The sequence below is a fragment of the Microcoleus sp. Pol12B4 genome, assembly GCF_036701385.1.
Lineage (GTDB): Bacteria > Cyanobacteriota > Cyanobacteriia > Cyanobacteriales > Microcoleaceae > Microcoleus.
In genome coordinates this window covers 1-15,435 of sequence record NZ_JAUBQR010000127.1, presented here as the reverse complement: position 1 = coordinate 15,435, position 15,435 = coordinate 1, and the positions used below count along the sequence as shown (strand labels likewise).

The following is a 15,435-nucleotide window of genomic DNA, read 5'->3' as shown; positions in this document are numbered from 1 at the left end:
ATGACGTGAATAAAATCAGGAATAATGTAATTCAGCAACCGCTGATAGTGAGTAATCACCAACATCGAATTTTCAGCATTTGACAACTGATTCACACCGCCGGCGACAATCTTGAGAGCATCGATATCCAAACCCGAATCAGTCTCGTCTAAAATAGCTAACTTCGGTTCCAACAACGCCATTTGCAAAATCTCATTCCGCTTTTTCTCGCCACCGGAAAAACCCTCATTAACGCTGCGGCCTAAAAAAGAATCATTCATCTTGACAATATCCAGCTTATCCTCGATTAAATCTTGGAAATCAAAAGCATCCAATTCTTCCAACCCGCGATGTTTGCGGTGAGAGTTGTAAGCCACGCGCAAGAAATCCAGATTGCTAACGCCGGGAATTTCTAAAGGATATTGGAATGCAAGGAAAACGCCAGCCAAAGAGCGTTCTTCCGGCGGTAACTCCAGCAGGTTCTGCCCCAGAAAAGTAACTTCTCCACCCGTTACTGTATAAGCAGGATGGCCCGCTAATATCTTGGATAAAGTGCTTTTTCCGGAGCCGTTGGGGCCCATAATCGCGTGAATTTCACCCGATTTAATTTCCAGATTCAAACCCTTAAGGATTTGGGTATCTTCCACATTCGCAGTTAAATCGCGGACGGATAGCACCACTTGACTATTTTCAACAATCATCTATTTTTTTCCTTTGCCTCAATGCACTTTACAGTTTTTTCTTCTCGTTCCTAGGCTGTACCCATTGGTGACAATTTAACGTTAAACCGATAGTCCGCCAGGGAATGAATTCCCTGTCTCAAAGCTAAAGTCCTCTGAAGAGGACTGAGAAGAAAATTTTAAACTCATTAGTCCTGTTTAGAGGAGTTTAGCTATTAGCCAAGGAATTCATTTCCTGGCGGACGGGGAGCTTAAGTTGTCACCGATGGACTCGGCCTGGAAGGGTTTATCGGCCGCGAAAATTATCCGACACTTCCTTCCAGTTTCAGACTCAACAGCTTATCAGCTTCCGCCGCAAATTCCATCGGTAACTGATTGAAAACATCTTTACAGAAACCGCTAATCATCATGGAAATAGCATTTTCTGCGGAAATTCCCCGCTGTGCGAAGAAGAACAATTGCTCTTCCCCAATCTTAGAAGTAGAAGCTTCGTGTTCCACTTTAGCAGTATGATTCTGCACTTGAATATAAGGGAAAGTATTCGCTTGAGCGTTGTCGCCAATCAGCATGGAATCACACTGAGAGTAATTGCGAGAGCCTTTAGCGTTCGGCCCCATTTTTACCAAGCCGCGATAGCTATTAGATGAATTTCCCGCAGAAATGCCCTTAGAAATAATCGTGCTGCGAGTGTTTTTGCCAACGTGGATCATTTTGGTTCCGGTGTCAGCTTGCTGTTTGTTGTTTGTCAACGCTACCGAGTAGAATTCGCCCACCGAATTGTCGCCGACTAAAACGCAACTGGGATATTTCCAAGTGATCGCGGAACCGGTTTCTACTTGTGTCCAAGAAATCTTAGAATTGACTCCTTGACACAAACCGCGTTTCGTCACGAAGTTGTAAATACCGCCTTTGCCGTTGGCGTCACCAGCGTACCAGTTTTGCACTGTGGAGTATTTGATATCGGCATTGTCCATTGTTACCAATTCCACGACGGCGGCGTGCAGTTGATTGGTGTCAAACATCGGCGCGGTGCAGCCTTCTAGGTAAGACACAGAACTGTTTTCTTCTGCGACAATTAAAGTGCGCTCAAACTGGCCGGAATCTCCGTTGTTGATGCGGAAATAGGTTGACAATTCCATCGGGCATTTGACGCCTTTGGGAATGTAAACAAAGGAACCGTCGCTGAATACGGCGGAGTTGAGGGCTGCGAAAAAGTTGTCCCCGACTGGTACGACGCTGCCGAGATATTTTTCTATTAGTTCGGGATAATCTTTGACGGCTTCTGAAATGGAACAGAAAATAACACCATCTTTGGCTAACTTTTCTCTAAATGTTGTGGCAATTGAAACGCTGTCGAAAACGGCGTCAACTGCGACATTTCCGAGGCGCTTTTGCTCGGAGAGGGGAATTCCTAATTTCTCAAAGGTTTCTAACAGTGTCGGGTCAACTTCATCCAAACTGTTGAGCTTTTTGGGCTTTTGTTTGGGCGCGGAATAGTAGATAATTTGTTGGTAGTCGATCGCGGGATAGTTGACGTGGGGCCAGGTGGGCTCGGTCATTGTCAGCCACTTCCGGTATGCTTTGAGGCGGAATTGCAGCATGAATTCCGGTTCGTTTTTCTTGGCGGAAATCAGGCGGACTACATCTTCGCTCAAGCCACGGGGGATGGTGTCTGACTCGATGTCGGTGACGAAACCGTATTTATAGGGCTGGTTGACTAGGGTTGTGACTGTAGAGCTCATTAATTTTGCGCTTTCGAGTGTTCTGGATATGTCTCTCAAAGATGGCAGACGTGGAACTGTCGGGGGCCCGGCGAGTTCTGGGCGCTGCTCTGGGAAGTTAAACAACAGATTTGTTGCTTTAGTATATTTTAAGCTACATTAACAACAGTGATATTGTCAAAGTCAAATTAATAATTTTTTGTGAAGATGATGGAGACTACTCAGCAGACTTCCACGAAACAAGACATCCTGCAATATTTGCTCAAGGGGGGGCAGGGGACGGCTCTTGAGTTGGCGGAGTCTTTGGATATCAGTCCGCAGGCGATTCGCCGTCATTTGAAGGATTTGGAAGCGGAGGGGCTGATTCAGTATCAGTCGGTTCAGGCTGGGATGGGGCGGCCGCAGCACATTTATGAGCTTACCAGTCAGGGGCGCGATCGATTCCCGAATCGTTACGGTGATTTTGCAGTCTCTTTCCTGGATACGTTGGCGGAAACCGTCGGCCGCGAGCAAGTGATTACTATCTTGCGAAAACAGTGGCAGCGCAAGGCTATGGACTACCGGCGGCTAGTGGGTGCAGGTTCGCTGGAAGAGCGGGTGACTAAGTTGGTGGAACTCCGCAGGGCTGAAGGTTATATGGCTGAGTGTTATCCTGTAGAATCTGTAGAGGTTGGGATGTGCGATCGCAACGTTAAGGGCGATCGATTTGTGTTGATGGAACACAACTGCGCGATTTCTAATGTTGCTGAAACTTTTCCGAGTGTGTGTGGCAATGAGTTGGAAATGTTTGCGGGGGTGTTGCCGGACTGTACTGTGGAGCGGACTCACTGGATTATAAATGGGGAACACCGCTGCGGTTATTTGATTGCAAGAAGGAAGGAAGAAGGAAGAAGGAAGAAGGAAGAAGGATGAGGGAAGGCATTACACGGATTTTGACACGGATACACGGATGGGTGTTTTTTGCTTTTACCAATTACCGACAGCACTACACGGATTTTGACACGGATACACGGATGGGTGTTTTTTGCTTTTACCGATTACCAACAGCACGATACGGCTTTTGACACCGATACACGCATAGATGTTTTTACCGATTACCAATAACAAATAAACAAATAACAAGTAACTAATAACTATGGAACCGCTAGCAGATTTTTTAAAGCCGGAAGAGTGTGCGGAAGTTGATATGGCGCTGCTGTCGTCAAAGGAAAAGTTTTCGGCACGAGTGGCAATTTATGCTTTGAGGGTGCTCAAGCAAATTGCTGGGGAGACTGGTTTGCCGGTGGCTGAAGTGACTAATGGGCAGGTGATGGATTGGATTAAGAATGATGAGAGTATTAAAGGGTCGATGGAACTTGATGCTAGTTTTGAAAACTTTTTTACAAATTTGGTGGTGGCGTCCTTGCGGCCTTTGAGGCAAATTGCGACAGAAGCCCAGATCGGGATCGAACAATTAACAGTTAAGCAGGTTGTGGCCTGGTTTGTAAAGGACGGGAAGATTCGCAGAGAACAGGGAACCGCGGCGGCGTTTTTGGACTTGTGAGTTAAAGGTCGATCGGCAACACTGGCAAATAATACGTCAAACTCGGCTATTGGGGGCTGTTTCGGGCGCTCACAAAAAACTTTTGACAAAGGGGTTGACAGACAGGGGGAAACTTGATAAGGTAATTAAGTCGAGCGAAAGAGATGCAGCGCATCAAACTGAACGCAGACACAGGATTAAAAGTTTTCAAAGCTTTCCTGGTGCTTATGATGTAATGGAACCACTCCGATCCATCCCGAACTCGGTTGTTAAACGTTGCTATGGCGAAGATACTCGGCGGGTCACTGCCCGGTAAAATAGCTCAGTGCCAGGTTAATAATAAATTAAAGCTCTTTTCCCGCAACAACGGAAAAGGGCTTTAGTTTTTTGGGGAGTTACAGATGTTTATAATATGACAAGTGCGTAAGTCCAGAGCTTGTTGCGTATTTGAAGACGAGTACGAATTATCCCAGGCCATCATTAAAGGACTTAATGCTAGAGCCACATCAGGCAATTACCAAGTCGAACGTTTTATATTTAATTAAGTTGACTTACTTAATCTCCATTTCAAGGTAGTATATGGGTAATAAAAAACTATGGACTTGGGCAGATTTATGTTTCAAAGCATTACTTCTCAAATAAATAGTTCTTCTGACTTTTTCTCATATTTAGGAATAGTATTAGGCGTTACTAGCATAGCCTCTGTACTGAGTTGGCGATGGTGGAAAGAAAAGGAAAGGTATAAATCGCTAAAATCACTCCCTTCGCCTCCCCAATACTGGGTATTAGGAAATCTGCCACAAATATTAACCGCAGTAAAACAGAAGAAATTATTTCAGCAATCCTTTGATTGGAGCCAGCAGCTAGGCCCGATGTATGTCATCTGGAATGGCAGGATTCCAGTTGTGATTTTAAGTAAACCAAAAGTAATTGAAGATACCATTATTAATGGAATGAGAGATGGTAGCTTAATTAGACCCAAGCAATTACGCGAAGCATGGAACGATATCAGTGGTTCTATTATGCTCGGAGAAACGGGAACCGAGTGGCAGTGGCGACGCAAGGCTTGGAATCCGGAATTTAGTTCGAGCAATCTTTCCAAATATCTGGAAATAATTAGCCAAGCTTGTGAACAAGTCATTGAGACGGTCAAACAAGTTGCACCCCCAAAAGAAGTGGAAGTAGATCCTCTGTTTGTGGAACTAACAATGAGGGTGATATCCTCTCTTGTACTAGGTATTCCTGTAGATAGAAATAGTACCAGTCAGGAAGGACCTCCCCTGGAAGTTAGCAATGTGTACGAAGCGATGTCTGTTGTAGGTTATCGATTCCTGCGACAAGCTACAGGGGAGAAAATATGGATGAAATACTTGCCAACTCAGAATTCACGGGATTATTGGGCAGCAAGGCGATATTTAACGGAATTCCTTACTCCCCGCGTAGACTTAGCTTTACAGATGAGAGAACAAAATCAAACTGATTTCCCACAAGTCAGTAGTTTGTTTAGGGAATCAATGCTAGTCAAAATCGCGGCTAAAGAACCCAAATATGATCGCGAAACCTTAATATCAGAATCGATTGAACTCTTAATAGCTGGGACTGACACCACAGCCCATACTTTATCCTTTGCACTTGGCGAATTGAGCTTAAATCCAAGAGTATTTCAACAAGCACGAGATATCGTTGACCAAGCTTGGCAAAAACAAAGCGAGATTAACCTAGAAAACCTCAAAGAATTAGCTTATATTCGTGCCATTATCAAAGAAACACTGCGGCTTTATTCAGTTGCCTCCGGCTCAACTACATTAGAGGCTCAACGGGATACTATGATTGAGGGTACAGTGATTCCGCGTGGGACGAGAGTGTCCTGGTCAATGCTTGCAGCCGGAAGAGATCCAGAAGTTTATGCTCATCCAGAGGAATTTCTGCCGGAACGTTGGTTAGACAAGAATAAGGAAACAAGTTCACTGCCAATGATAGACTTTGGCTCAGGCTCGCATCGTTGTTTAGGAGAGCATCTATCAATGCTGGAAGGAACGATGATGTTAGCATTATTGGTGCGCCACTTCGATTGGGAGCTAGTCAACGGTCGTTCTTCTCTCGAACAATTACAGCAAAACCTGTTAATTTATCCGTCAGATCGAATGCCAGTACGCTTTCGAGAGAGAAACGCAGCCTAAACCTTTCAAACACCGCAATTTTTAGGAATATACAAGATAGCCGGATTAGCGCTCTTCTGTCACTATAAGCAGAGGAAAATAGGTAATCAGGGGTAAAATTCGTTTGAGAAATAGGAATGGGAAAGAAATTCATCAAAGAAATCAGCCTAGGAAATCCCAAAGATAATTGCGGAATCGGAAACATCTTCAACCAGCTTTGGAGGAGATTGAAGTAGATACAGCATATTCCATTTATATGCGGTACACACAATTTTGTTGTAAGTAGCGATCGACCTCCTCAAACCATTTTGCCCAAGCTTTAGCAATATCGTGTGGGACTTTGGGTTCAGCTATTCTATTTTGGTGCTTGTGCATCACAAAGTCGAGGAAGTCATTGATTTCGGGCAAAAATGATTGGGGAAGTTGGTGCAATAAGGGCGATCGTAATATCAGGAATAGTCATAATAATTGCCCATTCCAGTCGTTTTTATTTTAATACAATCATAACAAGCGATCGCCCTTAATTTTAGCAGTCAATAGTGGGCGATCGCCTTCCGCCTTCTTCATAGCCAGAATCGCGGGCCAAAGTTGCTACCTAAACTGTGCTATATTTTTGACCAATTTGTCGAAGCAATTTAGTGAAATTGTCCTTGTCAGATTCATTTTGAAACCTATCTACTAATTCTTTTAACCTAGACAAGTCATTGGTATAGTTCTCGTCAGATAACAGTGACACTAATTGCGACGAGAAAAATTTTACTACATCGGGTTCATTAGATAAGACCTCTACAACATCTTTCAACTTAGATAAGTTCTGACTGTACTTCTCGTCTGATAAAATAGCTACTGCATTTTTTAATTGTGGCAACTTGTTTTTATACTTCTCATTAGAAACCAGATCCGATAAGTTTTTGTCACTCCCCACTAGAGTTACTAACTCTTGCAACTTAGATAAATTGGTAGAATATTTATCGTCTGACAAAATATCTACTACCTTTTTCAAGTTAGACAACTCCTGTTTCTGCTTCGCGTCAGATAGCAGTGAAGTTAATTTGCTTTCCGTCTTGACAAATTTTGCTAAATTTTCATAGTTAATGGCATGAGCATCTGAAAGAATTATTTTCCAAGCTATTTTTGCGTTTGTAAATACAACCCCCTCTTTTGCATCCTTAAAAAAACTGTTGTCTATCAAAGCGATTACTTTTTCTCCAGAGTCAAGAGATAGCCATGAAGACAGCGCTTTGGATAGTTTATCTACTGGAATATTAGGAGCAGAAATTCCATCTTTAATGCCATTTTTTGGACTTACATTCTTTTGTAAAAATTCTCCTAAATCATCCGCAATGATATCTTCAGCATAGGTGTAACTCCGAGTTTCTAACAGGTGCAGCTCCGATGAATCGCGTGTCTTTCCAGATTTGAACACTGACCAAATCACAATTGCTGTACCCCCTGCAACAAGACCAGTACCACCCGTGATTAAACCGAGTCCCCCAAGAGCCGAAATAGTGGCAGTAATAGCAGCAGCACCAGACAATGTACCGGCTACTTCCAAAGCAGTCGCAGCAGTCCAAACAGCTAAAACAGTTGCAGTACCGGCGATTGTTCCTGTACCAATTGCAATTCCCAGATTTTTTTGGTCTTCGCTATCGATTTCTGAACCTAACGCAATAGACAGTATTCCTGCGGCTCCTATTAGCGCGGCTCCTCCTGTTACTACTGCTAAACCACCCAGCATTCCTAAACCACCAGCCGCGACAGAACCACCACCTAAAACAGCTAAAGTCGCGTTGGTTGCAGCCGCCCCAGATAAACTGCTAATAGTGACACCTGTTGCTGTTTCTACTCCAAGTAGACTTAGTATTTTCGTAGCTAGTGGAACAATTGCTGCTCCTGCTTTTTTAGCAGCATCTTTAGCATCTTTAGCATCATCGATCAGTTCTTGGAATTCTACAACAGCTTGGACAAAATCATAAATTATTTTACCAGAATCAACTTGATTCTCTAAATTCTGTGTCCTTGCTATTGAGTAAACAACTTTAGCATTTTCGGGAATTTCAGCATTACTGATGAATGAGTCTAGGGATTTTAAAGTTGCGGCATCTTCTACTCTTTTTCCAGCACGTACCTGCTGATAAATTGACAGGTAATTTTTCGGTTGAGCGGGAGTTAATTTTTCGTTTTCCTCGATCAGTTTGACAAGAATGAAGTCCACTGTTAAGGCTGTTGAATTGGTACTGGCTAAAAAGTGTTTCTGCTTGATTTCTAAAGGCAGTGCCGACGCGGCAACAATTGAGTCAATATCTGTGAGCGCCTTAAAGTCAGGAACCGGTTCGCCGGCACGGACGGAGGCAAAAGTCCCTCTAATTAGTTTCTTTTCTGCTTCAGTTAGTTTAGATTGACTTAATGCCATTTCAATGGCTTGCTCAGTTCCTAGTAAGCGCGAATTGTTACTGGCGATTTCGTAACGCTCTTTAATTTTTTTGTCTAGCTTTGAGGAGGAGATCACATAATCAAGCAAATCCAAGCCAATCACATCGTTAATATACTCACCATCCTCGATTTGCTCATAAACAAATTTGCATTTCGCTTTGCTTGCTTCTTCGATAAATTGCGTATTTTTGTCAATTTCTTGATAAATTTCCTCTTTTATTCCGAGTTGTCTATCGTATAAGGTATGCAAAACTACAGTAATATCTTTACCGTCTTGACCGCGCCCTTTGATGGTAATCTCTTGGCTATCTTGGGTTTTGGAGGGAATTGCTACCTGACAAGGTTCTCCAGATCGCAAAGTAAAAGTTTGCTTTCCTCCTACTCGGGCTGTGGTATAAGGAACAAAAATATGATAGTTCTCCAAGGTAGAGAAATTTTTGCCTAATCCCTCGCTATCAGCCATAGCGCTAGCTGGATCAAGCAAGTCTTTTGTCAATAAACCCAAAGTACCTAAAGCAACATAACTAAGAAAAGAGCGACGGTTGAGAGGAGAAATATTTAGGTGAGTCATAACTGAGTATTTGTAGCTTGAATGCAGTTTTTAGGCGAAATAATCAAATCCGAACTCTAATTTATCAAGTTCGTTACTTCCAAATTTACTAGCAAACTTACCCTTAGCCCTAGTGGCCCACCCCAAAGCCTCTGCTTGCTCATAAATCAGATGAGCTTGTTTCTTTGGCCCTAATTTTCCTTGCGACAAAGCAAACTCACTCTATTAAATCAGCGACACCCAACTTTGTCAACAGGTGATTGACTACAAAACTGCGCCTGTTGAGCAAACTGTAATTAAGCCAACAAGGACATCCGCGTGGTCAGATTATTTTGCAACTTGCCTAAAATTACCCGATCGACTATTCTTCCTAGTAGATATCATCTTGATATAACAACCGACAAAAATATGACAGCAATATTACCGCCTTGGATAGTTTTAGACTCCCTATTGCACAACTGGCTACTAGAAGATATCGGTAGGGGCGATCGCACAACATCAGCCTTATTTCCCGCAAACAGCATCCAGGGTACTGCTAAATGGATTGTCAAAGAAGCTGGAGTCATTGCCGGATTGCCAATTGCCGATCGCACATTTAAACTTTTAGACAGCGGCCTCAGTTTCATCTCCCAAGTACCAGAAGGGAAACTGTGCGAAAAAGGAGAAGTAATCGCCGAGATTTCCGGTAATTTCGATGCGCTGCTAACTGGAGAAAGAGTAGCTTTAAACTTGGCAATGCGTTTGAGCGGCATCGCTACTTTAACTCAGAAATATGTTGACAAAATTGCCGATTTGCCTGTGCAATTGGTGGATACACGCAAGACAACGCCGGGATTGAGATTGTTGGAAAAATACGCAACTCAAGTCGGCGGTGCTTGCAATCACCGGATGGGATTAGATGACGCGGTGATGATTAAAGACAATCACATTGCGGCGGCTGGGGGAATTGCAGAGGCGATCGCCCTAATTCGCAATTCTATCCCCTATCCGCTGACAATCGAAGTCGAAACGGAAACTCTCGCCGAAGTAGAGGCAGCTTTGCAGCACAAAGCCGATATTATCATGTTAGATAATATGTCCTTTGATTTGATGCGGCAGGCTGTGGCACTAATTCGCCAAAAGAGCGATCGGGTAAAAATTGAAGCTTCCGGCAATGTTACTTTAGAAACAATTAGAAGTGTAGCGGAAACCGGAGTGGACTATATTTCTACCAGTGCTCCGATTACGCGATCGACTTGGCTGGATTTGAGTATGAAAATTCAGAGTCATTAGTCATTAGTCAGCAGTCATTAGTGATAGAAAATATGGCTAATACCAAATCTAGCTTTCATAACCCTTCTACTCTTTAGCCTCCCTCTGCTCGGACTTCGTTTGACTCTTAAGCGATTTGAATCGCCGCATAATTCCAGATGCAACTTATCTCTTAGCTAATGACTACTGACTAATGGCTAATGACTCTTAACAATGATTTGAGATAAAATGAACCCAAAAATTCCCGTCAGGCATACAGAGGCTGCGGATTAAGCGGTAAGTATAGTGCAAGTAAGCACCGCTGACACTTGTATCGTAGCCACTTCGGAACCACTCACCATAGGGATCGTGAACAAAGAATCCCTCGCTGTCGTAGCCTGATGCCACTATAATGTGACCGAAAGACGTGAAGTATCCGTGGATGACAGCGGGATTTCCGCTGGCGAGCCAATCTTGAACGTCATCAACAGTTGCATTCTCGGTAAAGAAATCTTGAGCGCCGTAATCTCTAACAATCTTTGCTAAATCGTAGGGGTCCCAGCGACTGTAACCTTTGGCGATCGCATATTCGTAAAGTTCGTCTTCATATTGCCCAGTTTGTTTGCGCCGTGGCACCTTCAAAAAGTCCATACACATCGCTAATGAAGTTACATTGCAAGAACCTGTAGGATTGTTCAAGTTATCCATTTGCGATTTATAAGGAATGCCAAGCCTGACCGTTGGGGGATTTGGTTTCGGAAAAAACAGAACGCTGTCTTGACTAATTTGAGCGTGTGCTCCGAAAACATACCAAATCCCTGAACCTTTGAAAGAGTCGTTGCGCAGAGCAACTCTGATGTGACCGCGAGCCGGAGCAAAAGCCAGGATCTCAAACTCTTTTCCGGCTGGTATTACTTGTTTTTCCGAGTCCTGAAGTTGAGAAGATGCCAGCGGTTTTGATTTAAAAATGGTGTCTCTAAGGGTTTTCAGGATCAGGGGATTTGTGGGAATGTCCTCTGGTTTGGTTTCGATCAGCTTTTTGGCTGTGACTGCTCCCAAAAAACCCGGTTCGCCGCACTTCATCAGAGTTTGAAATCGGTGGAGTGTGGCGGTAGAGAGAGGACCAAAAATTGCGTCTACGGGAGGTTTCAGTAAACCCAGGTCAATGAGGCGGCTTTGAATTTGGCCACTGAGTTCGTCGTCTGCAGCAATTGCTTTGGCATCGTACCTAATTTTTGAGTGGAGAAAGTTTTGTAATTTCATGCTTGCGTGCCCCTGTCAATCGATTTTAGATTCTAGATTTTAGATTTTAGATTTTAGAATTACGATCGCCGATAAATCCGGTTTCCCTAGACTAAATTGCTTGCTCGTCCATAATTCCCAGTTTATCGTCTCATAAAATTACGGTAATTTTACCGAGCAATCGATTTTAGATTTTAGATTTTAGATTTTAGAATTACGATTTTAGAATTACGATCGCCGATCGATCCGGTTTCCCTAGACTAAATTGCTGACTCGTCAATAATTCCCAGTTTCTCGTCTCATAAAATTACGGTAATTTTGCCGATAGCCCGTACCTTAAAGGCTTCATATTAATTATTTGACACAAAACCTTCAAGGCGCGGGTCGATCGAATTTCACGCACTATTGACTAAAAATCCCTCGTGCGCGTTGACATTGTTTCTGCCGAATGCCGAATGCCGTTGGATGGCTCAAAAGCAGAGGGATGGGAGAATTGCCCTGTTGAGGCGATGTCCAATTTATGCTTCGTCGGGACGAATTACCACAACACCCATCGCGTCGGGAGACAGATATTTGACGGCGGCTTCTCGGAGATCCTCAGCAGTCTGAGCTTGGATGCAGGCGGAATAGTTGAGGGCGGGAGCGATATCTCCTACCATCGACTGATAGTAACCGTACAAATTTGCTCGATCGCTCGGAGTTTCGTTACCAAAGATAAACCGATTTGCTACTTGAGTGCGGATGCGGGAAATTTCGGCATCTGTCACCAGTTCGGTTTGGAGAGTGCGGATGTGTTGGACGATGGCAGCTTCCACTGCTGCCAAGTTTTCTGTCGGTAGTTGAGCGGAAATTGAGAATACACCGCCAAGTCGCTGAGTCATGTTGCTGACCGAAATTGATGAGACTAGCCCTTTTTCTTCCCGCAAGTCCTGAACCAAGCGAGTTGTGCGGCCGTGACCCAATATTGTCGCCAAAACGTCGAGGGCATAAGTTTCCGACATTTCCATGAAACCTGGCACTCGCCACATCACGATCAGTCGGGCTTGCTGAAGGGCAGAGTCTACAAATTCGCGGCGGACTGTTTCTGTAAACGGCGATTCTTGGCCGTAGTTCAGGATTTGGGGTTCTGGGTGAAAGTTGCCGACAGCAGGCACATTTATGTTGTTGTTTTGTGCTGTACTTTTTGCTGCAAAACTGTCTGCGACAATTTCTATTAGTTGCTCGACTGGCAAATTGCCTACAGCTACGGCTGTCATGGCCCCTGGGTGATATCTGCTGCTGTGGAAATCCCGCATTTGTTGCGCTGTCAACTGTTCGATTACGCCAGTCGGGCCGAGTACCGGTCGCTTGTAGGGCAGGACTTCAAACGCTAATTCCATTGATCGCTGATAGGTGCGGCGCCGGGGATTATCTTCCGATCGTCTAATTTCTTCTAAGACTACCAGCCTTTCGCGATCGAAGGCGTCGTCGGGAATGCTGGCGTTGAGCAACACATCGACTTGCAGGGGAGCTAGTTCGGCAAAATCTTTAGGAGCTGTGGTGATGTAGTAATTAGTGTAATCTTGGCTGGTGGCAGCATTGGTGACAGCGCCGCGTTGCTCGATCGCGCGCTCAAATTCGCCACTGGGAATGCTCGGAGTTCCCTTAAAAATCATGTGTTCTAAAAAGTGAGCCATCCCGTTAATGTCGTCTGGTTCGACGGCTGAGCCTAAATTGAGCCACACGCTGAGGTTAACAGCATCGACCGGCAAGTGTTCGGCTATAACGGTGAGGCCGTTGGGGAAATGGCGGATTGTTGGGGCGTTGAGGGGCGATCTAGCTGAGGTTTTGAGTAAGGTTGATGTCATTGTGCTTTTATATTTATCTTGTTCTCTATATCTTAAAGGGTCTTTAAGGAAGAGCTCAGGCATTGGGCATTTGGGGGGAAAAATGCAATGGGATATTGACGGTAATGCACGCACCTAGTTTTTGGTCTCCCTGGAGCAAGTGCTGTTAACGTATTTCTGCGATCGCGATCGTTAATTTATCCTAATAGTTGCCCAAGTCCTCAGTTTTTTTGGTGACCGCAAAAGATGGAAAATCCAAGATTGAACAAAAACTTAGTATTTCCACCAGCAGCTTTTCAACGATTTTGGCGATCGACTTCGGGGAAAATCGGCTTCATTTTGACTGTAGCGCTGATGATCTCGGCACTGTTGGCACCCCTAATTTCCCCTTACGATTCGGCGGTTGATCGAGATTATTTGTCGCGCTTGGTGGCTCCTAGCGCTAAACATTGGTTTGGCACCGACGGTTTGGGGCGAGATTTGTTGGTGCGGGTGTGGCACGGATTGGGGATCTCTTTACTTGTTAGCCTGGTTTCTGTGGGTGCTGGTTTAATTGTGGGAACGCTTTTGGGGCTGGTGGCGGGGTATTTTCGGGGGTTGCTGGAAATTGCGATCGGCACTTTGGCGGATATTTTGCTAGCTTTTCCTTCGATTTTACTGGCGATCGGGGTTGTTACCGTCACCGGGCCGAGCCTGCAAAGCGTAATTATCGCCGTCAGCCTCGTGCAAATTCCGATTTACATCCGTTTAACTCGCAGTATGGTGCTGTCTCTGCGGGAACAAGAATTTGTTTTGGCTGTCAAGGCCTTGGGCGCCAGCGACTTGCGGATTATTTTTCGCCACATTTTGCCGGGAAGTCTCGCGCCTCTAGTTGTACAAGCAACTCTTTCGACTGGTACGGCGACACTAGAAGCTGCCGGTTTGGGTTTTTTGGGTTTGGGCGCACAGCCGCCGGTTCCTGAGTTGGGGACGATGCTTTCTGATGCTTTTAAGGGCGGATACGCTCTTTCTTCTCCTTGGACTATTTTGTTTCCCGGTTTGCTGATTACCTTGACTGTTCTGGGTTTCAATCTTTTGGGCGACGGGCTGCGAGACGCTTTAGACCCCAGATCCAATGCTGCGGCAAGGAAATAGCAATATTCAGAACTTACGCAGCAAGCACAGTATTTGAGCCATACTGTGCCTCCTCTAAAAATTGTTTAGGTATGCTCAAACTTTTGGCGGGAGTTGAAGCCATTTCAAAGTCGTAGCCTGGGCTGCCGACTGAGGTGATACCCGCTATGACTGGCTGCATTAAGATTGGCCCGGATAGGCGGCTGTCGCGCCCGATCGCGATCGTTAATTCTGCGACTGATTTATTGACTTTTTGCACCAGCCAACTCACAAAAGCTTGACCCAAAATTGTCGCCATTTCCGGGGTGGGGTTAACCTGTTCCTCTGGAATGCCTTCGAGGGCGATACCGCGAATGTCTGAACCATGTTGCAGCTTTTTTCAGTTATAGTTTCGCAAAATAATCAATAGTATTTTGGTATTCCTGCATAGTAATGATAATCAAGCTTTTGGCTCTCTACATAAACTAGCGTTGGTAGTCATGCACAGTAAAAATATCCTTTTCTTATGCAAAAATTATAGTGAGGTTCACAGTTAAAAATTGCCCCAATATGGTGAAAGCAGTTTTTTAGACAAAGACAAGGTTTTACCGACCAAACGAGAAATTCGCTGCCGTAAAGTATTATTAAGTCTTTCAATATGGCTGGTTTTTCCCGATTCTTTACCTACAGGTCGATGTCTTTTAAAAGGTAGCACTTCTGAATAAGATTCCCAAAAATCAGTATAACAAACAGCACATTGTCTATAGACAGGAGGTAAAGATTGCCAGAGCATGGACGCAGATTTTTTTGAGCGCTCTTCAATATAAAGTCCAACAATTTTACGGGTACTTCGATCGAAAGCTATCCAGATCCATTGCTTTTTTCGCTTGTTTTTGACAATTGACCACATTTCATCTACCTATAATATTATGTCCGGTTAATTAACCATGATTAAGCTTTTGCCTCCGGCCACCAATAGAAATGAGTCAAACCACTGATTA

At 44.4% G+C, this 15,435-nt stretch carries 12 protein-coding genes, 1 rRNA gene and 1 pseudogene; 6 read left to right on the top strand and 8 right to left on the bottom strand.

The window, feature by feature from the left end:
- Together sufC and sufB are read right to left on the bottom strand one after the other, a co-directional pair.
- The coding region (sufC, locus tag QUA38_RS17685) for a Fe-S cluster assembly ATPase SufC (RefSeq protein ID WP_333163918.1) at positions 1-680 on the bottom strand (680 nt) is incomplete at its 3' end.
- Positions 681-961: 281 nt separating this feature from the next.
- Complete coding sequence (gene sufB / locus QUA38_RS17680; protein WP_333051992.1) at positions 962-2,401, bottom strand: Fe-S cluster assembly protein SufB; 1,440 nt, start codon at positions 2,399-2,401, stop codon at positions 962-964.
- A 186-nt stretch (positions 2,402-2,587) separates the two neighbouring features.
- Here sufB and sufR point away from each other — a divergent pair, with 186 nt between their 5' ends.
- From sufR to QUA38_RS17660, 4 genes are all read left to right on the top strand, one after another.
- Positions 2,588-3,292 (top strand): iron-sulfur cluster biosynthesis transcriptional regulator SufR, encoded by a 705-nt coding sequence (gene sufR / locus QUA38_RS17675; protein ID WP_333163917.1) that lies wholly within the window; start codon positions 2,588-2,590, stop codon positions 3,290-3,292.
- A gap of 223 nt (positions 3,293-3,515) precedes the next feature.
- Positions 3,516-3,923 (top strand): hypothetical protein, encoded by a 408-nt coding sequence (locus tag QUA38_RS17670; protein WP_333163915.1) that lies wholly within the window; start codon positions 3,516-3,518, stop codon positions 3,921-3,923.
- A 196-nt stretch (positions 3,924-4,119) separates the two neighbouring features.
- Positions 4,120-4,236 (top strand): 5S ribosomal RNA (rrf, locus tag QUA38_RS17665).
- A gap of 280 nt (positions 4,237-4,516) precedes the next feature.
- A complete protein-coding gene (locus tag QUA38_RS17660) occupies positions 4,517-6,082 on the top strand; it encodes a cytochrome P450 (protein WP_333163913.1) in 1,566 nt (521 codons plus the stop codon).
- Between the two features lie 231 nt (positions 6,083-6,313).
- On the opposite strand, the gene QUA38_RS17655 is transcribed toward QUA38_RS17660, so the two are convergent.
- Together QUA38_RS17655 and QUA38_RS17650 are read right to left on the bottom strand one after the other, a co-directional pair.
- Positions 6,314-6,469 carry a hypothetical protein gene (locus QUA38_RS17655; protein WP_333163911.1) on the bottom strand — a complete coding sequence of 52 codons (156 nt, stop codon included), beginning with the start codon at positions 6,467-6,469 and terminating at the stop codon, positions 6,314-6,316.
- A gap of 187 nt (positions 6,470-6,656) precedes the next feature.
- Positions 6,657-9,065, bottom strand: coding sequence for a hypothetical protein (locus tag QUA38_RS17650; RefSeq protein ID WP_333163910.1), 2,409 nt, complete (start codon positions 9,063-9,065; stop codon positions 6,657-6,659).
- 387 nt (positions 9,066-9,452) lie between these two features.
- Between QUA38_RS17650 and nadC the strand changes: the two genes are divergently transcribed.
- Positions 9,453-10,316, top strand: coding sequence for a carboxylating nicotinate-nucleotide diphosphorylase (gene nadC / locus QUA38_RS17645; RefSeq protein ID WP_333163908.1), 864 nt, complete (start codon positions 9,453-9,455; stop codon positions 10,314-10,316).
- Positions 10,317-10,502: 186 nt separating this feature from the next.
- On the opposite strand, the gene QUA38_RS17640 is transcribed toward nadC, so the two are convergent.
- Positions 10,503-11,537 carry a C39 family peptidase gene (locus QUA38_RS17640; protein WP_333163905.1) on the bottom strand — a complete coding sequence of 345 codons (1,035 nt, stop codon included), beginning with the start codon at positions 11,535-11,537 and terminating at the stop codon, positions 10,503-10,505.
- Between the two features lie 497 nt (positions 11,538-12,034).
- Complete coding sequence (locus QUA38_RS17635; protein WP_333163903.1) at positions 12,035-13,363, bottom strand: pitrilysin family protein; 1,329 nt, start codon at positions 13,361-13,363, stop codon at positions 12,035-12,037.
- A gap of 240 nt (positions 13,364-13,603) precedes the next feature.
- Here QUA38_RS17635 and QUA38_RS17630 point away from each other — a divergent pair, with 240 nt between their 5' ends.
- Positions 13,604-14,476 (top strand): ABC transporter permease, encoded by an 873-nt coding sequence (locus QUA38_RS17630; RefSeq protein ID WP_333163900.1) that lies wholly within the window; start codon positions 13,604-13,606, stop codon positions 14,474-14,476.
- Between the two features lie 13 nt (positions 14,477-14,489).
- Here the strand turns inward: QUA38_RS17630 and QUA38_RS17625 are convergent, their stop codons facing one another.
- Positions 14,490-14,810, bottom strand: coding sequence for a hypothetical protein (locus QUA38_RS17625; RefSeq protein WP_445305067.1), 321 nt, complete (start codon positions 14,808-14,810; stop codon positions 14,490-14,492).
- 122 nt (positions 14,811-14,932) lie between these two features.
- Positions 14,933-15,350, bottom strand: a pseudogene (locus tag QUA38_RS17620) (IS1 family transposase); the annotation flags it as partial.
- Positions 15,351-15,435 lie beyond the last annotated feature (85 nt).